The sequence below is a fragment of the Serratia sp. 14-2641 genome (genome assembly GCF_001692375.1).
Lineage (GTDB): Bacteria > Pseudomonadota > Gammaproteobacteria > Enterobacterales > Enterobacteriaceae > Chania > Chania fonticola_C.
In genome coordinates, this window is the sequence record NZ_LXKR01000001.1 from 217,636 (window position 1) to 238,629 (window position 20,994).

At 56.5% G+C, this 20,994-nt stretch carries 12 protein-coding genes; 10 read left to right on the forward strand and 2 right to left on the reverse strand.

What is annotated here, in order from left to right; genetic code table 11:
* Positions 1–2 precede the first annotated feature (2 nt).
* The 5 genes from nuoJ to nuoN all read left to right on the forward strand — a co-directional run bounded on the left by nuoJ (position 3) and on the right by nuoN (position 5,798).
* Positions 3–563 carry an NADH-quinone oxidoreductase subunit J gene (gene nuoJ / locus A6U95_RS01005; RefSeq protein WP_065683100.1) on the forward strand — a complete coding sequence of 187 codons (561 nt, stop codon included), beginning with the start codon at positions 3–5 and terminating at the stop codon, positions 561–563.
* Positions 560–862: an NADH-quinone oxidoreductase subunit NuoK gene (gene nuoK / locus A6U95_RS01010; RefSeq protein ID WP_021178516.1), complete on the forward strand. Its 303-nt coding sequence runs from the start codon at positions 560–562 to the stop codon at positions 860–862. The genes nuoJ and nuoK overlap by 4 nt, the downstream gene beginning before the upstream one ends.
* Complete coding sequence (gene nuoL, locus A6U95_RS01015; protein ID WP_065683101.1) at positions 859–2,706, forward strand: NADH-quinone oxidoreductase subunit L; 1,848 nt, start codon at positions 859–861, stop codon at positions 2,704–2,706. Before nuoK ends, nuoL begins: the two co-directional genes overlap by 4 nt.
* Before the next feature lie 98 nt (positions 2,707–2,804).
* Positions 2,805–4,334, forward strand: coding sequence for an NADH-quinone oxidoreductase subunit M (gene nuoM / locus A6U95_RS01020; protein ID WP_024485132.1), 1,530 nt, complete (start codon positions 2,805–2,807; stop codon positions 4,332–4,334).
* A gap of 6 nt (positions 4,335–4,340) precedes the next feature.
* Entirely contained in the window at positions 4,341–5,798 is a 1,458-nt protein-coding gene (gene nuoN, locus A6U95_RS01025) for an NADH-quinone oxidoreductase subunit NuoN (RefSeq protein ID WP_021805986.1), read from the forward strand.
* A gap of 56 nt (positions 5,799–5,854) precedes the next feature.
* Here the strand turns inward: nuoN and A6U95_RS01030 are convergent, their stop codons facing one another.
* A complete protein-coding gene (locus A6U95_RS01030; RefSeq protein WP_065683102.1) occupies positions 5,855–6,721 on the reverse strand; it encodes a LysR family transcriptional regulator in 867 nt (288 codons plus the stop codon).
* Positions 6,722–6,968: 247 nt separating this feature from the next.
* On the opposite strand from A6U95_RS01030, the gene A6U95_RS01035 reads away from it, so the two are divergent.
* The 4 genes from A6U95_RS01035 (at position 6,969) to elaB (ending at position 10,404) form a co-directional block, all read left to right on the forward strand.
* Positions 6,969–7,832, forward strand: a complete 864-nt coding sequence (locus tag A6U95_RS01035) for a DMT family transporter (RefSeq protein ID WP_065683103.1) — start codon at positions 6,969–6,971, stop codon at positions 7,830–7,832.
* A 139-nt stretch (positions 7,833–7,971) separates the two neighbouring features.
* Positions 7,972–9,225 carry an MFS transporter gene (locus A6U95_RS01040; RefSeq protein ID WP_065683104.1) on the forward strand — a complete coding sequence of 418 codons (1,254 nt, stop codon included), beginning with the start codon at positions 7,972–7,974 and terminating at the stop codon, positions 9,223–9,225.
* Between the two features lie 229 nt (positions 9,226–9,454).
* The gene (locus tag A6U95_RS01045; protein WP_065683105.1) at positions 9,455–9,949 is read left to right on the forward strand and encodes a DUF1097 domain-containing protein; all 495 of its coding nucleotides are present in this window, start codon (positions 9,455–9,457) and stop codon (positions 9,947–9,949) included.
* 143 nt (positions 9,950–10,092) lie between these two features.
* Complete coding sequence (elaB, locus tag A6U95_RS01050; protein ID WP_065683106.1) at positions 10,093–10,404, forward strand: stress response protein ElaB; 312 nt, start codon at positions 10,093–10,095, stop codon at positions 10,402–10,404.
* A 204-nt stretch (positions 10,405–10,608) separates the two neighbouring features.
* Here the strand turns inward: elaB and A6U95_RS01055 are convergent, their stop codons facing one another.
* Positions 10,609–19,257: a glycoside hydrolase family 94 protein gene (locus tag A6U95_RS01055; RefSeq protein ID WP_065683107.1), complete on the reverse strand. Its 8,649-nt coding sequence runs from the start codon at positions 19,255–19,257 to the stop codon at positions 10,609–10,611.
* Between the two features lie 288 nt (positions 19,258–19,545).
* On the opposite strand from A6U95_RS01055, the gene menF reads away from it, so the two are divergent.
* Positions 19,546–20,847, forward strand: coding sequence for an isochorismate synthase MenF (menF, locus tag A6U95_RS01060; protein WP_065683108.1), 1,302 nt, complete (start codon positions 19,546–19,548; stop codon positions 20,845–20,847).
* Positions 20,848–20,994: the final 147 nt, after the last annotated feature.

The following is a 20,994-nucleotide window of genomic DNA, read 5'->3' on the forward strand; positions in this document are numbered from 1 at the left end:
GCATGGAAATTGCCTTTTATCTGGCAGGGTTCATTGCGATTATCGCGACCATTCGCGTCATCTCGCATACCAATCCTGTGCATGCGCTGCTGTATCTGATCGTCTCTTTACTGGCGATCTCGGCAGTCTTTTTCTCACTGGGTGCCTACTTTGCAGGTGCTCTGGAAATCATCGTCTACGCCGGTGCCATTATGGTGCTGTTCGTGTTCGTGGTCATGATGCTCAACCTCGGTAACGCGGTGCAGCAGCAAGAGCGCGACTGGCTGAAGCCTGCCGTCTGGATTGGTCCTGGTCTGCTGTCACTGATCTTGCTGGTGGTGCTGATTGTGGCGATCCGCAGCGTGTCCGATCAGGGCATCACCGGTGAGATTGTGGACGCCAAAGCGGTCGGGATCAGCCTGTTTGGTCCTTACGTGCTGGCGGTTGAGCTGGCTTCAATGCTGCTGTTGGCGGGCCTGGTCGTTGCCTTCCACATTGGTCGTGAGCACAAACCGGGTGAAGTGTTCAGCAATACCCCGGCAAGCAGCGAAATGGCGAAAAGAAAATCGGAGGACCAAGCATGATCCCTCTTCAACATGGGCTGATCCTGGCGGCGATCCTGTTCGTCCTGGGGCTGACCGGCTTGATGTTACGCCGTAACCTGCTGTTTATGCTGATCAGTCTGGAAGTGATGATCAACGCTGCGGCGTTGGCGTTTATCGTGGCGGGTAGCTATTGGGGCCAGACAGACGGGCAGGTGATGTACATCCTGGCTATCAGTCTGGCGGCAGCCGAGGCCAGTATCGGCCTGGCGTTGCTGCTACAGCTCTACCGTCGTCGGCATACCCTGGATATTGACACTGTCAGTGAGATGCGCGGATGAACCTATTATATTTAACTATTCTGCTACCGCTGATCGGGTTCCTGCTGTTGGCATTTTCCCGTGGTCGCTGGTCTGAAAACATCGCGGCTACCGTTGGCGTAGGGTCGATTGGCCTGGCGGCACTGGTCACGGTGTATGTGGCGATTGATTTCCTGGGCCAACGGGCCGCTGGCGTGCAGCTGTATGAGCAAAGCCTGTGGAACTGGATGAGCGTTGGCGACTTCAACGTCGGCGTTACCCTGGTGCTGGACGGCCTGTCACTGACCATGCTGTCGGTAGTCACCGGCGTTGGCTTCCTGATCCACATGTATGCTTCCTGGTACATGCGTGGTGAAGAGGGCTACTCCCGCTTCTTCGCTTACACCAACCTGTTTATCGCCAGCATGGTGATATTGGTACTGGCAGACAACCTGCTGCTGATGTACCTGGGTTGGGAAGGCGTGGGCCTGTGCAGCTACCTGTTGATCGGCTTCTACTACAAAGATCCGGCCAACGGCGCGGCGGCCATGAAAGCCTTCATCGTTACCCGCGTGGGCGACGTGTTCCTGGCCATTGCGCTGTTCATCCTGTACCACGAGCTGGGTACGCTGAACATCCGTGAACTGATGGTGCTGGCACCGCAGAAACTGGCGGTTGGCGATACGGCATTGACCTGGGCAACCCTGATGTTACTGGGTGGCGCAGTGGGTAAATCGGCTCAGCTGCCGTTGCAAACCTGGCTGGCAGATGCGATGGCGGGTCCAACCCCGGTGTCTGCATTGATCCACGCGGCAACCATGGTTACCGCAGGTGTCTACCTGATTGCTCGTATGCACGGCCTGTTCCTGATGACGCCGGAAGTGCTGAATCTGGTCGGTATCATTGGTGGCGTTACGCTGCTGCTGGCGGGCTTTGCCGCGCTGGTGCAGACCGACATCAAACGCGTGCTTGCCTATTCCACCATGAGCCAGATTGGCTACATGTTCCTGGCGCTGGGTGTGCAGGCATGGGATGCGGCCATCTTCCACCTGATGACTCACGCGTTCTTCAAGGCGCTGCTGTTCCTGTCCTCTGGTTCGGTGATCCTGGCCTGTCATCATGAGCAGAACATCTTCAAGATGGGTGGCCTGCGCAAGAGCATTCCACTGGTCTATGTATGCTTCCTGGTGGGGGGCGCGGCGCTGTCTGCTCTGCCTATCGTCACCGCTGGCTTCTTCAGTAAGGATGAAATCCTGGCGGGCGCCATGGCGAACGGCCACTTCAACCTGATGATTGCCGGTCTGATTGGTGCGTTCATGACCTCACTGTATACCTTCCGCATGATCTTCATCGTGTTCCACGGCGAAGAGAAAATCAAAGCGCATGCGGGCAAAGGTATTACTCACCACCTGCCACTGTTGGTTCTGATGGTGCTGTCCACCTTCGTCGGCGCGATGATTGTGCCGCCGTTGCAGGGTGTACTGCCGGAAACCACTGAACTGGCACACGGCAGCGTTCTGACGTTGGAGATCGCCTCTGGCGTGGTCGCTATCGTCGGGATCCTGCTGGCAGCTGCGCTGTGGCTGGGCCAACGTCGCCTGGTAAACAGCATCGCGAACAGCGCTCCGGGTCGTTTCTTCTCGACCTGGTGGTTCCATGCCTGGGGCTTCGACTGGCTGTATGACAAAGTGTTCGTCAAGCCATACCTGGGCATCGCCAAGCTGCTGCAAAGCGATCCGCTGAACTCGCTGATGAATCTGCCTGCGCTGTTCTCCCGCTGGGGGAACCGTGGCCTGACGGTGAGTGAGAACGGTCAGATCCGCTGGTATATCGCGTCTATGGGTGTGGGTGCAGTGCTGGTACTGGCTCTGTTGATTTTGGTTTAACTGAATAATTTAAACAGACGCATTTTGGGTTCGGCCCTTGTCGAACAAGGGCCCGATACAAGTTTTTTAGATTATTCATATAAGGGACACAAAACGCCATGCTATTACCTTGGCTAATTCTTATCCCCTTTATCGGCGGTCTGCTGTGCTGGCAGTGCGAGCGTTTCGGTACTAAGGCGCCGCGCTGGATAGCGTTGATCGCAATGGGGCTGACGTTGGCGCTTTCTCTGCAACTGTGGTTGCAGGGGGGCTATTCGTTGATAAAACCGCAGGGCGTGCCGCAGTGGCAGTCTGAGTTTATGTTGCCGTGGATCCCGCGCTTTGGCATCAGCATTCACCTGGCGCTGGACGGCCTGTCACTGCTGATGGTGGTGCTGACCGGTTTCCTGGGCGTGCTGGCGATCCTCTGTTCCTGGCGTGAAATCCAGAAGTATCAGGGCTTCTTCCACCTGAACCTGTTGTGGATCCTGGGCGGCGTGATCGGCGTGTTCCTGGCTATCGACCTGTTCCTGTTCTTCTTCTTCTGGGAAATGATGCTGGTGCCGATGTACTTCCTGATCGCCTTGTGGGGTCATAAAGCATCGGATGGTAAAACCCGTATCACCGCAGCAACCAAGTTCTTCATCTATACCCAGGCCAGCGGTCTGGTGATGCTGATTGCGATCATGGGCCTGGTATTTGTGCACTACAATGCGACCGGCGTGTGGACCTTCAACTATGAAGATCTGCTGAAAACCCCGATGTCGCACAACGTTGAATACCTGTTGATGCTGGGCTTCTTCATCGCGTTTGCGGTGAAAATGCCGGTGGTGCCATTGCACGGCTGGTTGCCGGATGCGCATAGCCAGGCACCAACGGCGGGTTCTGTCGACCTGGCGGGGATCTTGCTGAAGACGGCGGCCTACGGCCTGCTGCGTTTCAGCCTGCCGCTGTTCCCGAACGCGTCCGCCGAGTTTGCCCCTATCGCCATGTGGCTGGGTGTGATTGGTATCTTCTATGGTGCCTGGATGGCGTTCGCGCAGACCGATATCAAACGTCTGATTGCCTACACCTCCGTTTCCCATATGGGCTTCGTACTGATCGCCATCTACACCGGTAGCCAGCTGGCTTACCAGGGCGCAGTGATCCAGATGATCGCCCACGGCTTGTCTGCCGCTGGTATGTTCATCATCTGTGGCCAGTTGTACGAACGTCTGCATACTCGCGATATGCGTCAGATGGGCGGCCTGTGGGGACGTATCAAGTACCTTCCTGCGCTGTCGCTGTTCTTCGCGGTGGCAACCCTGGGGATGCCGGGTACCGGTAACTTCGTCGGTGAATTCATGATCCTGTTCGGCAGCTTCCAGGTTGTACCAGTGATCACCGTGATTTCTACCTTCGGTCTGGTGTTTGCTTCGGTTTACTCGTTGATCATGATGCAGCGTGCCTACTACGGCACCCCGAAATCTGATCAACCGTTGCCGGGCATGACCGCACGTGAACTGTTTATCATTCTGCTGTTGGTGGTACTGCTGGTGCTGCTGGGTGTTTATCCTCAGCCAATCCTCGATACCTCAAGTGCGGCGATGAGCAACGTGCAACACTGGTTTGGTCCGTCAGTTTCAGCAATTTCAACAACAAGGCCGTAATTCGCCATGACAATAACTCCTCAACAACTGATCGCACTGTTACCGCTGTTGATCGTCGGATTGACGGTGGTGGTTGTGATGCTGTGCATTGCGTGGCGACGCGACCACTTTATCAACGCCACCCTGACAGTGATCGGTCTTAACCTGGCGCTGCTTTCACTCTACTTTGTTGGCCAGGTAGGCCCAATGGACGTCACCCCGCTGGTGCGGGTTGACGGTTACTCGATGTTCTATACCGGGTTGGTGGTGCTGGCTAGTCTGGCAACCTGTACCTTCGCCTATCCATGGCTGGTGGGTTACCCGGATAACCGCGAAGAGTTCTACCTGCTGGTGCTGATTGCTACCATGGGTGGCATTCTGCTGGCGAGCGCCAACCACCTGGCTTCACTGTTCCTGGGTATTGAGCTGATCTCGCTGCCGCTGTTTGGTCTGATAGGTTACGCCTATCGCCAGAAGCGTTCGCTGGAAGCGGCCATCAAGTACATGGTGCTGTCTGCGGCGGCCTCTAGCTTCCTGCTGTTCGGCATGGCGCTGCTGTATGCCGAATCCGGTGATCTGTCACTGGCAGGCCTGGGCAAGAGCATGCAGGAGAACATGATGCATCAGCCGCTGATCCTGGCAGGCATGGGCATGATGATCGTCGGTCTGGGCTTCAAACTCTCCCTGGTACCTTTCCAGCTGTGGACGCCGGATGTGTATCAAGGGGCGCCAGCGCCGGTCTCAACCTTCCTGGCTACCGCCAGCAAGATTGCGATCTTCGCCGTTGTGATGCGTCTGTTCCTGTACGCACCGGCTGCAGACAACGAAGCGCTGCGGATGGTGTTGTCTATCATCGCCGTCTGCTCGATCCTGTTCGGTAACCTGATGGCGATCAGCCAGACCAACATCAAGCGACTGCTGGGTTACTCCTCGATCGCTCACTTGGGTTATCTGTTGGTGGCGCTGGTTGCGGTGCAAACCCACCAGCTGTCGCTGGAAACCGCCGGGGTTTATCTGGCCGGTTACCTGTTCAGCAGCCTGGGTGCCTTCGGTGTGGTTAGCCTGATGTCCAGCCCGTACCGTGGCCCGGACGCCGACTCGCTGTTCTCCTATCGCGGCCTGTTCTGGCACAAGCCAATCCTGTCAGCGGTGATGACGGTGATGATGCTGTCCCTGGCCGGTATCCCGATGACGCTGGGCTTTATCGGTAAGTTCTTCGTGATTGCGATGGGCGTCAGTGCTCACCTGTGGTGGTTGACCGGTGCCGTAGTGCTGGGTAGTGCTATCGGTTTGTACTACTACCTGCGTGTGACCGTCAGCCTGTTCCTCAGTGCGCCGGAAACGCTGGTTCGTGATACGCCAAACAACTGGGCGTTGACCGCCGGTGGTGTGGTGGTGCTGATCTCTGCCGCGTTGGTGCTGTTGCTGGGTATCTACCCGCAGCCGCTGATCACGCTGGTGCAGATGGCACAGCCGATGTTCTGATTAATCTCGAGCTAGACAACAAGGGTCGCCAAATGGCGGCCCTTGTTTTTTGTGGGTTAGACGCTGTTAAACGAGTCTTCCAGTTCTTGAACTACCGCGCGTATTCTTGCCGCGTGTTGCAGATCCGGATGTAACACCAGCCAGATATCTACCCAGTCCTGATTCTCCGGGAGGATACGCACCAGATCGGGATCGCTATCGGCCAGGAAGCAAGAGAGCAGGCCGATGCCCAACCCGTTGCGCGTTGCCGAACGCAGTAACAGCTGTGAGTTGCATTGCAGCACCACATTTGGCTCATTTAGCGCTTCGCCGCCGAAGTTTTCCCAATGGCGCGGCACCAGGTCGCGTGGGAACATCAGCAAATCGTGGCCGCGCAGATGGTCGCCTTTACTCGGCGTTCCGTGTTGAGCCAGGTAGTCCTGCGTGGCATATAACCCCATCTCAATAGTTGCCAGACGTTTGATGACCAGTTCATCAGATTCAGGGCGAGCACCACGGATAGCCAGATCTGCCCCGCGATAGGAGATGTCGGAGATATTGAGTGCCGTCAGTAGCGTGATGGTGATCTGTGGGTATTTCTCGCGCAGCCGTTTCAGCGCCGGGATCACAAAGGCCTCGGCCAAGGTATCGGTGGTGGCGATGCGCACTTCACCCGCCAGGCTTTGATCGCCGCTGCTGGCTTTACGGGCGATAGCCTGAACCGCATTTTCCATCGCCAGCACTTCTGCCAGCATGGCTTCACCCAGCGGGCTAAGCGAGAAGGATTTTGGCGTGCGAATAAACAGCTTTGAACCCAACGCCTGTTCGAAAGCGGTGATCCGCCGCCCAACGGTAGCTTGATCGACGTGAAGCTCATGGGCAGCCTTGCGTAACGTACCGCAGCGTGCCACCGCCAGGAAGAAGCGTGCATCATCCCAATTCATTGTGCAGTGTCCTTGGTGGCATCCGATTTATTTTGACCGCCAGCGGCGGCAGAGACAGTTATTATCTGGGAAGCGATAAGTAAATGCATCTGCGTGAGGTTGTGGAGCAAGCTTATTTGTAGCAGGCAATCCATTTTGCGCAAAAATGCTGGTATTCTTGGTCAGTGCCGCTAGCAAATTGCCAACGGTGAAAACCGCCGCGTAAGAGATTATCTGCAGCCCGGCAGGGCTGCATTCTGGGGAAATCATGGTTGCTTTATGGATGGTCGCTGCCAGCGTGTTCTTCGCGCTGATGGGGGCCTGCATCAAACTGGCTTCGGCCAAGGTCGGTTTCTTCGATATTATTTTTTACCGTTCATTGATCAACGTGGCCATCGTGGCGGCGCTGATAAAAATCAAAAATATCGGTTTTCGTACCCGCCATCTTGGCTTGCACATGAAGCGCGCCGCGATTGGCAATGCGGCCATGTATTGCGGCTTCTATGCGCTGATCCATCTGCCTATCGCCACCGCAACCACGCTGGGCTATACCAATCCGATTTTCCAATCGGTGATCACCTTCGTCACGGCCAGAGGTCAACTGACCGGCAGGTTGCTGTTCTCGGTGCTGCTGGGCTTTGTGGGCATCCTGATCCTGTTGCGTCCAGATGTACCGAACGGGGAATATACCGCCACCTTGATTGGCCTGCTGTCTGGATTGCTGACGGCGCTGGCCTATTTCAACGTCGGCAAACTGGTGCGTACCGGGGAGCCTGAACTGCGTGTGGTGTTTTACTTCTCGCTGGTCGGTACCTTGTTCGGCGTGGTGATGAGTTCGATTGTCGGCTTCGCGGCGTTGGATGCGACCAGCCTGCTGTACGTCTGCGCTATCGGTGTATTCGGCAGCCTGGGGCAGATCACCATGACCCGCGCCTATGGCGGTGGCAATGCGGTCACCGTCGGCATTCTTTCCTACAGTACGATCATTTTCTCCACGCTGCTCGGCTACCTGATTTTTGCCCAGACCCTGTCGTTTATCGCCGCGGCGGGCATGGTGCTGATCATCCTTTCCGGAGCGTTAGCCATTTTGCGCCGTACACCTGCGAAAAAGGTAGCCACGGCTTCGGTGTGATTTTGCCGCTCTGGCCACCTGCAACAATGCATCATAGTGCTGCATTGTTGGTGGTTTTGGCGGTTTGCTCTGAACGCTATGATGAGCGCCTGATATTTTGCGGGTGAGGTGATTTGCCTGCGTATTTAGGGAGAAAATCATGTCCGACGGTGTAGCCGTTGATAAAACCGCGCGAGCCAATACGACCTCCTCGCCTGGTGCCATTGTGCTATTTCTGGCACTGGCATTGATGTCGGCACTGCTCAACAGCAGTGCGCCAACGCCGCTTTATCCCTTGTACCAACAGCAACTGGCACTGACGTCGGTCAGCTTGACCCTGATCTACGGGGCTTATGCCGCTGGTGTACTGATTTCCCTGTTCGCCGTGGGCAACCTGGCTGGCAAGGTGAAAGATTTACGCAGCATGATCGTCCCGGCACTGCTGGTGGTATTGCTGGGAGCATTGCTTTTTGCCCTAGCCGATTCATTTTCCCTGATGCTGATGGCTCGCTTGCTGGCCGGGGTAGGCACGGGGGCGTTGACCGGTGCGGCAAATATTGCGTTGGTCCGTTTTGGCCCTGCGGACGGTGGCAAGCAGGCGGCGCTAATTGCTACCCTGTCTTTTACTGCCGGGTTGGCATTGGGGCCTGTTTTTAGCGGTATAGCGTTGCAGACCGGTTTTCATACCACCTCGATGCCATTTGTGATCATCATGGCGGTGGCGACGATGGCCGCTTTGGGGATTATGTTGAGCTGGCCTGCGCGTGTGGTGGTCAAAGCTAGCGTCAGTTTGGCTGAGGGGGCAGAGGCAGGGGCAGGGGAAAATACCTTGTCCGCGGGCCTGCGCGCGACCGGGAGCCGGTTTTTCGTGTGTGCCAGCGCGCTGTTTGTCTGTTGGGCGCTGGCTGCCAGCATCCTGGCGATCGGCCCCAACGTGGCGGAAACGCTGTTGGGCATGCAAAACCGCAGCAGTTTCGGCTATGTGATTGCGGTCTACCTGCTGATTGCCGGGGTCAGCCAGATCCTGAGCCGCCAAATTAATGCGCGGCATTCGCTAATGTTTGGCTGCCTGGCACAGGCGTTAGCGGTGGTGGTATTTGCCGAAGCCATTCAGATCCATTCGCTGGGGCTGGCCGCTGCGGGGATGGTCATTGCCGGTTATGCTTACGGAGCCATCTTTGTCGGCAGTGCGACACTGGTTAACCTGATTTCACCCAAAGCCAGCCATGCACGCCTGATCTCACTGTTCTATGTGATTGCTTATGTTGCCAACTGGGTGCCCATTTTGCTTGGCAGTATCATCGACCATGCCAGTCTGCAACTGGCGGTTAACCTGCTATTCCTGCTCAGCGCCATGGTGTGTGTGGGTTTGGGGATATGGGTTACGCGAGTGGGCTTCCCGCGCCGATCCTGATTATTTTTTAACGTTGTTGGCCGGTGGTCGCTCGGTATTACCGCGTTAACTCAGTAATGAGGCTACAGGTATTCACGCATTGCATGATGAAAAAACACGCTATTTTTGTGATTAAAATCTCATTTTTGTGATTTTCATATATCAAATTACATTTTATTTGTGATTTTTGTCACATATGGCGGTCTGGTTTCGCGTAAACTAAGCGGATTAATTTTAGCGGATCAGGATTATGAACGTCATTTTTGCCATTGCGGTAACTACCGGTATTCTCTCCGGCGTATGGGGCTGGGTTGCCATCAGCCTTGGGCTAATCAGTTGGGCGGGCTTTCTTGGCTGCACGGCCTATTTTGCCTGTCCGCAAGGTGGCCTCAAGGGCCTGGCAATCAGCACACTGACCTGTTTGAGCGGCGTGTTCTGGGCGATGGTCATTATTCACGGTAGCGCATTGGAGCCTGCCTGGAGCATTCTGGGCTACCTGCTGACCGGCGTTGTCGCTTTCCTGATGTGCATTCAGGCTAAACAGCAATGGCTTGGTTTTGTTCCCGGGACTTTTATCGGTGCCTGCGCCACCTTCGCCGGTGACGGTAACTGGCCATTGATCACCGCCTCACTGCTGGTCGGGCTATTGTTTGGCTACGCGATGAAAAACAGTGGCTTGTGGCTGGCCGCACGCCGTAAATCCCACTCTGTAGCGCTGGCCGAACAGGCCTCCACCGACGCCTGAAAGGGCGTCCGTTTCTTGTCATGCCTCTTTTTTCATCAACATTCCGATGGCGTGTATCCAGGTCGTGTCCTACCATGGGACTACGACCAAGGGTTGTTGATGGCTAAGCAACGTTGAATTGACTACTAACGGAGAGCTTAAAGATGGCGAAAAACCGAGACGAGAACCAAACGACGCTGGATGACGATCTGAGAATGCTGAGTGACACGCTGCAAGACGTGTTGGATTACTCTGGCGATCGAGCCGATCAGGCCTATACGGATATCAAATCCCATGCCGAGCGGGCGCTAAAAGACATCAAGTCGCGTCTGGCAAATAGCTCAGAATGTTATTACGTGCGGGCGAAAGAGGTGGCATGTCGCGCCGATGACTATGTCCGTGACAAGCCTTGGCACAGTGTCGGCATTGGTGCCACGGTAGGTTTGGTGCTTGGGCTATTGCTGGCCCGTAAGTAAAACTAGTAAGGCAGTGGAAGCTGCCGAATAGTGTCACAGGAAGGAGTCATGCAAAACACCGACACGCCGTAAACCCGTCCTTGGGGCTTGCAATCGCGCATTCATGCGCTCAACGGTCGGCTAACCTGCAATGACTCCCTCCTGTCACAAACTTTGGGAGTTGCGGTAGTAAACGCAGTTACTTGGCTACCGCGCCTCTTAAGGTTAACGCCCCAGTATCACCTCCACCTGATAGATTTTGGCCTCATCAGCCAAGCTAATCACCGCTTCCTGTTGCAATACACCATCAATAATCACCTGCGTTTCCCCTTCCCCTTGGCGTAGGGTGAAGTGATATTCGCTTTCCCCTTCACGGTAGGTTAGGGTGACCGGCGGCCAATCTGCCGGTAAGCGGGTGTGGATGGAAAGCGTATTGCCGTGGCGTTTTAGCCCCAGCAACGACTCGACGATCAACCGATACATCCAGCCCGCCGAGCCGGTATACCAGCTCCATCCCCCACGCCCAACGTGTGGGGCGACCGCGTAAATATCTGCCGTGGCGACATAAGGTTCGACCTTGTAGCGCTCCGCTGCGGTACTATCCAGGCTGTGGTTGATGGGGTTAATCAGCGCCATCAGTTCCCAGGCGCGCTCGATATTGCCCATCTCGGCGAACGCCATCACCGCCCATACCGCCCCGTGAGTGTATTGACCGCCGTTTTCCCGCACGCCGGGCAGGTAACCCCGGATGTAGCCAGGATTCGGGCCGTTACCGTCAAAGGGCGGGGTCAGCAGTTTGATGATGCCGGCCTGGTCGTCCACCAGGTGCTTATCCAGAGATTGCATTGCCTGCGCGCTGCGGTCTTTGTCACCCGCACCGGAAAGGATCGACCAACTCTGGGCTATGGCATCAATGCGGCATTCTGCTGCTTGGTGTGAACCCAGGGGCTCTCCGCTATCGAAGTAACCACGGCGATACCATTCGCCATCCCAGGCGTTGTTGTGCAGGTTGGCGCGCAGTTTTTCTGCTTCCTCGCGGCACAGTTCTGCCAGCTCAAGATCGCCGCGATGGGTGGCCAGTTTGCCGTAACGTTGCAGAATATAGAACAGGAAGAAGCCCAGCCAAACGCTCTCACCCCGGCCTTCCAATCCCACCATGTTCATGCCGTCGTTCCAGTCACCGGCCCCCATTAGCGGCAAGCCATGCTCGCCAAAGGTCAGGCCATGCTTCAGCGCCCTGGCCCCGTGGAGATACAGGCTTTCCTGTTTCGTGCTGATGCCAGGCTGTTCATAGGAAGACTCCTCACCCGGTGCCAGTATACGGGCCTCCAGATAACCCACCTGTTCTTCGAGGATCGATGAGTCGTCGGTCGTGTCGAGGTAGTGGCAAATCGCCAGCGGCAACCACAGGTAATCATCGGAGCAGCGGGTGCGCACCCCGTTGCCCTGTGGTGGATGCCACCAGTGCTGAACGTCGCCTTCAACAAACTGGCGCGAAGCACACAGCAGGATCTGCTCACGCATCCGCTCAGGCAAGGCATGCGTCAGGGCCAAGGTATCCTGGAGCTGATCGCGGAAGCCAAATGCGCCGCCGGACTGGTAATAACCGCTGCGTGCGTGAATGCGGCAGGAGAGGGTTTGATACAGTAACCAGCCGTTAGCCAGCAGGTTAACCGCTGGATGAGGCGTACCGATCTGCACCTTGTTGAGGATCTTGTCCCAATGAGCATCGACCTGCTGCAATTCGTGTTGCAAAGCCTCCTCGTTGAGGTACTGGCGCAGCAGGGATTCGGCTTCGTCGCCATCCTGTCCCAGGCCAAGCGCAAACACAAAACTGCGCTGATCGCCATCGATCATGCTGATGGCCGATTGCACCGCGCCACAGGGATCTAACCCGGCACCGGTCTTGCCGGATAACCGCCGCAGCTTAAGCACGGCAGGAGCGGCCAACGAACCGTTACGGCCAATGAATTCCCGCCTATCGCCAGTGACCGAACAATGGACGCCGGTAACGCCGAAGAACGCAGTACGTGGCGATCCGCTGCTGGTGTAATGGTTGGTGGCGAGGATGCCACAGCCGCCAGGCGGTGTGGCCACTCGGGTGACTACGTGCATCGCCGATTTCTGGCGCAAATCACCGAGGATTAGCTCGGCATAGCCGGTGGTCGAGAGCTTACGCGTCCGGCCTGAAGTGTTGGTGAGCGTCAACAGGAACAGTTTCACCGGGGCGTCTTTGGCAACCAGCATCGTCAACTGGCTGTCGATACCGCCTTCCCGGTGTTCAAATACGCTGTAACCAAAGCCATGACGCGTCAGGTAATGACCGCGCCCACGGGCGGGCAGCGGCGTTGGTGACCAGATGTGACCACTCTCTTCATCGCGCAGATAGAAAGCCTCGCCGCTGCGATCGCTGACCGGATCGTTATCCCAAGGCGTCAGGCGGTATTCATGCGCATTCTCATACCAGGTGTAGGCTTGGCCGCTTTCAGAGATCACCGAACCGAACATCGGGTTGGCGATAACGTTTGACCACGGAGCCGGCGTCACCTTGCTTTCGTTCATGGCGATCACATATTCGCTGCCATCCTCCGAGAATCCGCCAAACCCGTTGTAGAACTGGAGCTTGTCGATGATCGGCAACTGCGGTGAATGCAGATTACGCGGCAAATTGGCCATGGTAGCCAGTTTGGAGGAGGCGGTCGGTGGCCCCAATGGCTGTTGCAGCGTTTGCGGCAGTTGCAACCTTTGGTTGAGTTGCTCCGTCAGGCCACCGCGGCGGTCATCCAGATAGATCCGCGCTACGCTCAGCAACAAGGTGTGATCCTCCGGTGACATATGTTCACTGGAGCGTACGAAGATCCCTCCGGGTTTGTCCGTCAGGGAAGACTCCATCCCGGCGGCGATCAGCCCCATGATGCGATTTTGCAGATCTTGCCGGTAACCACCGGAATCCTCATTGAGGATCACCAGGTCGACTAGCAATCCTTTCAGCCGCCAGTAGTTGTGTGCCTGAATGAGCTGTTGCACCAGCCCGATATTCTCAATGTCAGTGACGGACAGCAGCACGATCGGCAGATCGCCGGAAATCGAATAACCCCACAGGCCGGACTGCCCGCGGCGGTTATTGATGATTTCATTGCTGGCGGCACGCATTTCCTGCGCCGGGAACACCACCGCGCTGGCCAGGCGGTTAAATAGATTGGCGTCTTCTTCGTTGGCGTTCAACTGGCGCAACACCACCTGGCTGTGCGACCAGGCGAGTTCGAAAATACGGTCGGCCATATGGCGGTCGCGGTACTTCTCCAACATCGCCAGGCTGGTGGCGCGGTCTTCACACACGCCGTAGAAGATATCCAGCGTCAGCGGCACGTTGGGTTCCAGCCGGATCCGCTGACGGATGGCGATGATCGGATCGATCACCGGCCCGGCGCTATTGGTCAGGGGTTGATTCTGATATAGCGCCTGCGGGTTGGCTGCCGTGCGGCCACGGCCGATAAACTTGGCCCGGTCGGTTTCAAAGGACGTTTTGCTGCTGGAACCTTGGACCGACATCATATGCAGCAACCACGGCGATTTTTCTTTCGGCTCACGCGGACGGCGATGGCACAGAATGGCATCCTGTTCCTGCAACAGCTCGGTTTGTACAAACAGATTGCTGAACGCCGGGTGGGCCAAATCGTTGCTGGCCGGGGCCAGCACCACTTCGGCATAGCTGGTGATCTCAATGGTCCGCGGCTGTTTGCCCCGGTTCACCAAGGTTAAGCGCCGCAGTTCGATGTCGTCCTCAGGGGAGATCACTACCTGGGTTTTCACCGACAGCAGCCCCTGTTTGCGTTGGAATTCCGCCCCGGCATCGTTGAAGACGGCGCGATAGCCGCCTTTTTCGGTATCGCCGGTAGGGTGCCAGGTATTGCTCCACACCTCGCCGGTTTGCGGATCGCGCAGGTAGCAGAATGCGCCCCAATTATCGCAGGTGGCATCCTCACGCCAACGGGTCAGCGCCAGATTCTGCCAGCGGCTGTAGCTGCCGCCGGTTTGGGTGATCATCAGGTGGTAGTTGGCATTCGACAGCAACTGGACTTCCGGGATCGGTGTATCCACACGGGTGAACTCACGCGCGGCGAAGCTGGCCGGTGTAATCGCGCCTTCATGGGTTTCGAAGTGGCGGCGGGTGCTGTACAGCTCAACCGCATCAGGCACACGTTCCTGCAACAGCAAACGGGTTGACTGGAAGGCAGGGTAACTGGCAAAGCGTTTCACCATTGGCGCATCCAGCAGCAGGTGTGACAGCGCCAGGAAACTCATACCCTGGTGGTGAGCCATATAGGAGCGAACAATGACATACAGTTGCCCCCGGCTGAGGCGCGACGTGGTGTAATCCAGCGCTTCATAGAAGCCATAACGACCCTTGGCACCGTTTTTTTCCAGTTCCACCAGGTTGCTACAGGCACTGTCCGGATCGACAATCAGCGCCATCATGGTGGCGTAAGGGGCGATCACCATGTCGTCACCCAGCCCACGCCGCAGCCCTAACCCCGGTACACCAAAGGCGTGATACTGGTAGTTTTGCAAAGCGTCAAAACCGAAGTAGCCGGACTCGGAAATCCCCCACGGTACACCGCGCTCCTTGCCCCAGGCAATTTGCCGCTCGACTGCAGAGCGGCACATTTGCACCAGTAACGTATCGGGATAGGCAGGCATCACCAGTTGCGGCATCAGGTATTCAAACATTGAGCCGCTCCAGGACATCAGCGCTGGCTCCTTGTCGATCACCGTAAACAGCCTGCCTAACGCAAACCAGCTACGCTGTGGAATTTGGTTGGTGGCAATCGCTACATAGTTGGTCAGGCGGATCTCCGAGGCCAGCAGATCGTATTTACCACTGTCGGCACGGTTTTGATCGCAGTTGAAACCGACGGTCAGTAAATGGGTGGCTTCGTCATACAGGAAGCTGAAGTCCATTTGCGCCATTGCTGTCAGGCGCCGTGCCAACTGCGCTAACTGTTCGAGGCGTTCTGCTGCCAGTTGTTGCACGGCATCCAACTGTGTTTGCTGTTCAGTCGACAGCGTCAACTGTTTAGGTGGGTTGGCCAGCCAATGCACGCTAGGGATTTGTTCCAGCTCCGGCATGCTGTCGCTCAGCCAGCTAAACCATAATGCCCATTCGGCACACAGATCGTTGAGCTGCTGGTGTAGGTTGCCTGCCCAGCGTTTGACCTCGTCACCCTGTTGCAGAGCGGGTTCCTGTAATCCATTACAGTGGTTACGCATTTCATTGAGTTCAGCCTGTAGTGCCGCCGGATGGGCGTTCTGCGCCTGTTCCCAGTGTTTGCGCAGTTTGGTTAATCCTTTCGGTGCGGCGTTACCCCAGTGCTGCTCCAGTATCAGCAACGTATCTTCCACTCCGGCCAGAATGCGGGCTGGCTCGATAACTGGCTGCATAGCCAACGCTGGCAGGCCTGAGCTCAGGGTCAGCATGTGGCCCGCGAAATTACCGCTGTCCACGCTAGAAACATAACGCGGATTCAAAGGCTCCAGGGTGCGCGTGTCGTACCAGTTGTACAGGTGACCGCGATAATGCTCCATGCGATCGAGCGTATTCAACGTCAGGGTAATACGCTGCAAGGCTGCACTGAGGGTGATATAGCCGAAATCATAGGCGGTGAGGTCGGCCAACAGCGCCAGCCCGATATTGGTGGGTGACGTGCGGTGCGCCACTACCGGCTCTGGAATTTCCTGGTAGTTATCCGGCGGTAGCCAGTTTTCCTGCTGGGTGACAAAGGTAGCGAAAAACTCCCAGGTTTCGCGGCTGCTCTGGCGTAGGAAACGGCGCTGGCGATCGTCGATGGCCGTTTTGCTGCGCTGTGGCTCCAGGCTGAGCGAATAGAGCAGGTACGGTGACAGGATCCACAAGGCGGCTAGCGGGATCGCGGCTAACAGTGCTATCGGGCTGGAAAAGGCAGCCAATAGCAACAATGAAACGCCAGCAAACGGGTTGATCCACAGGTTGCGGTAAAAATTCGCCAGCGTGACGGTCAGATGGTGTTTGGATTGGTCGAAGCTGGTCCACTCTTGCAGATTACGTTTGCTGAACAGCAAACGCCACAGGGTGATGCCAATGGCCTTCAGGCTGTACCAGGCTTCATGAGGTAGCTCGGCCAGACGCAGACCAATCTGACACAGCCGGTGCAGTGAGCCCTTCAGCGCCAGCTGCAAGTGCTGAATAACAGGCCGACGCGGGGGCTTGCGCACCACATCCTGCAACAGCGCCAACAGCGTGGGCAGCAGCAGAATAATGGCGAACACCGCCAACCAGTATGGGATATCCGGTAGCCAGGTTAAGCCAAAGAACAGCAGCAACAGGAAGCAGGGGGCTACCAGGCTGCGGCGTAGGTTATCGAACAGTTTCCAGCGCGACAGGGTACTTAATGGGTTAGCTGCCCGTGAACCGTCTTCGGTGGTGACCCGGGGCAACAGCCAGTTCAATAGCTGCCAATCGCCGCGGATCCAGCGGGTGCGGCGGGCAACATCGACCAGATAGTTGCTTGGATACTGCTCATAGAGCAAGACGTCGCTCAATAAACCGGAACGGGCATAGCAACCTTCCAGCAGATCGTGGCTTAGCACCAGATTTTCCGGGCAGGTGCCCTTCAGGCTGTGGGAGAAGACGTCTACATCATAAATCCCTTTGCCGATAAACGAGCCTTCGCCAAACAGATCCTGATAGATATCTGACGCCATCTGGGTATAAGGATCGTTGCCCTGTGTGCTGCTGCACAAGGCAGCATAACGGCTCTGGCCATAAGCGGGGATCTCTTCGGCCATGCGGGGTTGCAGGATGGCATAACCCTCCACCACCCTCTGCAGTTTGGCATCATACTGGGGTTGATTCAGGGGATGGGCCATGGCGGCGATCAGCCGGTGTGCGGTTTCACGCGGTAGCACGGTATCGCTGTCCAGGGTGATCACGTATTTGACGTTTTTCAGCACCTCCAGCCCATGGCCAATCTGGGTGGTAAACGCATTGCCACGGTTGCGCAGCCAATCGTTCAGCGCGTTCAACTTGCCACGTTTACGCTCCAGCCCCATCCAGCTCTGCTGTTTTTCATTCCACTGGCGATCGCGATGGAACAGGAAAAAGTGGCTTGGCCCTTCGCAGGCATACTGTGCATTGAGCTCAGTTATCTTCTGGCTGGCATAGGCCAGCAGTTCGGCATCGTCTGGCAGCTGTTGCCGAGGCGAGTCATTAAAGTCGGTGAGCAGGGCAAAATGCAGGTGCTTAATGGCGTTGCCCAGATAACAAACTTCCAGCGTGTTGATCAACTGGTCAATGCCGGGCTTGCTGCTTATCAGCGTGGGAATGGCAACCAGCGAGCGGAACTCTGCCGGGATACCACAGGAAAAATCCAGCCTTGGCAGCGGTTGCGGAGAACGGCTGCGGGTGGTGATCTCACTGAGCAGGCTAATAACGAACTGAGCGAGCACCATCCCCAAGGGGAATAGCAAGATCAATAATCCCCAGGTGAGTCCGGTTTGGTGGGCATGGCGTAACAGCAAGGCCCAGCAGGCCGTCGTGAGCAGGCTGATGCTGCCCAGCCAGGAAAGCAGCGGGGATTGGCTGAGTGCCTGACGGATGTGCGTAATACGGCTAAGTCGGACGTCGAGCTGTTGCTCTAACTGCGTGCGGCCATGGTCAATCAGGTAATAGCCGATATGATGAGTGCGTGGATCGTTGCGGGGATCTTCAGCAGCGATCCTTGCCATATTCAGAGCGTGTTGTGCTACCTCTACCTCGTTGTGAGAACAGTGGCGAGCCAGTCGCTCGATCACATGACGATAGTTGTCACGAGTATCGAAATGCATTAGTGGGTAAACCCCGGTAGGGTCTTCGCGCAGAGTCTGATCGACCTTGCTCATGGTCTCAACAAATTCCGCCCAATCCATTTCACTCAGTTGTCGCAGGCCAGCGATACTGTTGCTGACGGAAAGTTGGCTCACGGCAAGTTGTTGGTTGAAACGATGGATAAGCTCATCGGAGGTCAGGCTGACTTCGGCCAGGCGTTGCTCAACCCAGGTCAGCGGTAGCGCCAGCATGGTGCCGTGCCCCTGTAGACGACGCACCAGCTCCGCCACGAAGGCGCTGGTGCGGGGCGGGTTGGAGCGTGCCATATCGGCAATCACAATGATCAGGTTGGCCGGATCGTTTTCCGCCGACTCCAGCATTTTGGTCACCCAACTATCGGCCAGGCTGCGTTCTTCCTGTGCCTGGGCCACTTCTACCGCAACGCGGCGCAGGTTTTCAATGAGCGCCAGCCTCAGCATGCCTGGCAGTGCCCACAGCTCGCCCAGGGTCAGATTGGCCTCTTTTTGGTAGGCAGCAATATAGCGCGTCAGGCTCTCGGCATCCCATCGCCCGTCGCCGTGAGCAATAGCTTCGGTGGCGATATCGAAAATTCGTGGGCAATTGTGCGGGGCGGCTAACTGTGGCAGCCCACGCCCGAAGGTTTTCGGCAGATGGTGCCTAACGACGCGGATCTGCTCCTCGATAAGATAAAAATTATCCAGCAGCCAGTCGCCCGCCGGGGTCATAGTGTTTTTCTTATCGTTGCTCAACCTGCGGCAACTGTCCGTCAATACCCGCTCGTTGTAATCGAGACGTTTGAGCAAATAGTAGGGCGTTTTATGGGTTGCCAGCTTATGGGAGCGTGCCAGGCGCTGGCCGTAGCGTTCCATTTGATCGACCGAAAACAGCTCTGCCTTGATGTTGCTGGCGGGAGGGGCTTCTGCAGTAGCCTGATTATGCCGTAAGGGCAACCGGGCCACTTTGGGACGGCGACGCTGCTTCTTTAACCAATTGATAAGTATTTCTTTCACGCAAAAAGCTCCTTACATCTGACCCAAAGGACAGCGGGTTAATACCGTTGGGAGGCTGTGAACATCTTGATTTAACTATCGATTTGATATGACAAGATTTCACTGCGGCAGGAACATGACTTCTAAGTATAGTTCCGTCGCGCGCGTGTGGTCGTTTTTTAATCTCAAACTTCAATTTTAATAAATAATTAGCGGCGGAAGGTATGGGTTAATAGGCGCTATTTTTCCGCCCGTGAGGGTTGATTTACCGTATAATTCCCCACATAGCGTTTGGTTAATGAGGTGGTAGTGGAACAACTTTCGGGATTGCTGCGGCGGCTACGTCAGCAGCTTGGGCACGGCTTTCCCCGTGAAGCCGGATTTCGGCAGCTAACGCTGGTGGTTCCCGGCCATCTGAGCGATTTGCTGCTGGAGTGGCTGGCGGCGCAGGTGCTGTTCCCTCAATTCTACTGGCGTCATCGCGAAGGGCGGCAGGAGGCGGCGGTGTGCGGCGCTTTGCGGCAGTTTCCAAACCCTTCAATGGCGCAGGCATTCGTGAATGCCTATCCTGCGGCCCGTTTATGGGGGCTGACTGCCTTTGACGGTGACGCCCAGCTGTTTTTGCCGCGCCTGGAAATTCTCAGCCGCCAAGGCAAGTGTGAACTGACGCTAAACCTGTTTTCTGAAGAGGCATTGAGTGATGACGCCCAAGCGGCGCTTGCCTGGCTTGAAAATCTGCTGGTGATCAAACCGATCGAGAATTTACAGGTGAAAGTGCTGTCGGTGCAGCATCAGCCGGAACGTTCCGGGTGGGAAATCATGCTGCGCGATGCGCTGAAGGCGATAAATCGGCAGCAGATGGATAAGGTGGTCTTGGCGCGCAGCTCAGTGTTGACGCTGGAGAGTCCGTTGTTTGCCCCTGCGATGATGGCCGCCAGCCGCAGGGTGAATCACCAATGCTACCACTTTATGCTGCGCTTTGATGCACATTCCGCATTTCTTGGCTCCAGCCCGGAAAGATTGTACCTGCGTGAAGGAAAACATTTGCTGACCGAAGCGTTGGCGGGCACGGTTGCCAACCATCCCGATGAGCGGCAAGCCCAGGCACTGGCTCAATGGTTGCTGCAAGACGGCAAGAACCAACAGGAAAACCTGCTGGTGGTTGATGATATCTGCCAGCGCTTGCAAGGCGGTGCCAGAGCGGTCGATGTGTTGCCACCAGAAGTGGTACGGTTGCGCAAGGTACAGCATCTGCGGCGGCGTATTGAAGGGCAACTGAACCAGTGTGATGATGCCGATTGCCTGCAACGATTGCAGCCGACGGCTGCGGTGGCCGGGTTGCCGCGCCAGGCCTCGCGTGAGTTTATCCGCCAGCATGAGCCTTTTTCCCGCGGTTGGTATGCTGGCTCTGCGGGTTATCTTTCTGCGGCACAGGCTGAGTTCTGTGTTGCGCTGCGTTCCTGCCAGATCGAGGATGCTCGGGTTGAACTGTATGCCGGGGCGGGGATTGTGGCCGGTTCCGATCCGGCGCAGGAGTGGCAAGAGATCGAAAACAAGGCGGCGGGATTACGCACTCTGTTGCAGTCAGAACATTCTGGGCAGGCGCATTGAGCAGGCCGATCTTCGTGTGTAAACTTGTTGTGTTTTATATGTTTCTTTTTTGTTCTCTTTCGGGGCGCTATTTGGCATGGGTGGGTCGAAATTGATTTATTGCAGGCCACCTGCCACAGGGAAATACGGCGTTTTTGCGCCAGCGCA

Bases quoted from the DNA above. Each gene is read 5' to 3' on its own strand.
- nuoJ (WP_065683100.1), top strand. From the start codon at position 3: ATGGAAATTGCCTTTTATCTGGCAGGGTTCATTGCGATTATCGCGACC.
- nuoK (WP_021178516.1), top strand. From the start codon at position 560: ATGATCCCTCTTCAACATGGGCTGATCCTGGCGGCGATCCTGTTCGTC.
- nuoL (WP_065683101.1), top strand. From the start codon at position 859: ATGAACCTATTATATTTAACTATTCTGCTACCGCTGATCGGGTTCCTG.
- nuoM (WP_024485132.1), top strand. From the start codon at position 2,805: ATGCTATTACCTTGGCTAATTCTTATCCCCTTTATCGGCGGTCTGCTG.
- nuoN (WP_021805986.1), top strand. From the start codon at position 4,341: ATGACAATAACTCCTCAACAACTGATCGCACTGTTACCGCTGTTGATC.
- A6U95_RS01030 (WP_065683102.1), bottom strand. From the start codon at position 6,721: ATGAATTGGGATGATGCACGCTTCTTCCTGGCGGTGGCACGCTGCGGT.
- A6U95_RS01035 (WP_065683103.1), top strand. From the start codon at position 6,969: ATGGTTGCTTTATGGATGGTCGCTGCCAGCGTGTTCTTCGCGCTGATG.
- A6U95_RS01040 (WP_065683104.1), top strand. From the start codon at position 7,972: ATGTCCGACGGTGTAGCCGTTGATAAAACCGCGCGAGCCAATACGACC.
- A6U95_RS01045 (WP_065683105.1), top strand. From the start codon at position 9,455: ATGAACGTCATTTTTGCCATTGCGGTAACTACCGGTATTCTCTCCGGC.
- elaB (WP_065683106.1), top strand. From the start codon at position 10,093: ATGGCGAAAAACCGAGACGAGAACCAAACGACGCTGGATGACGATCTG.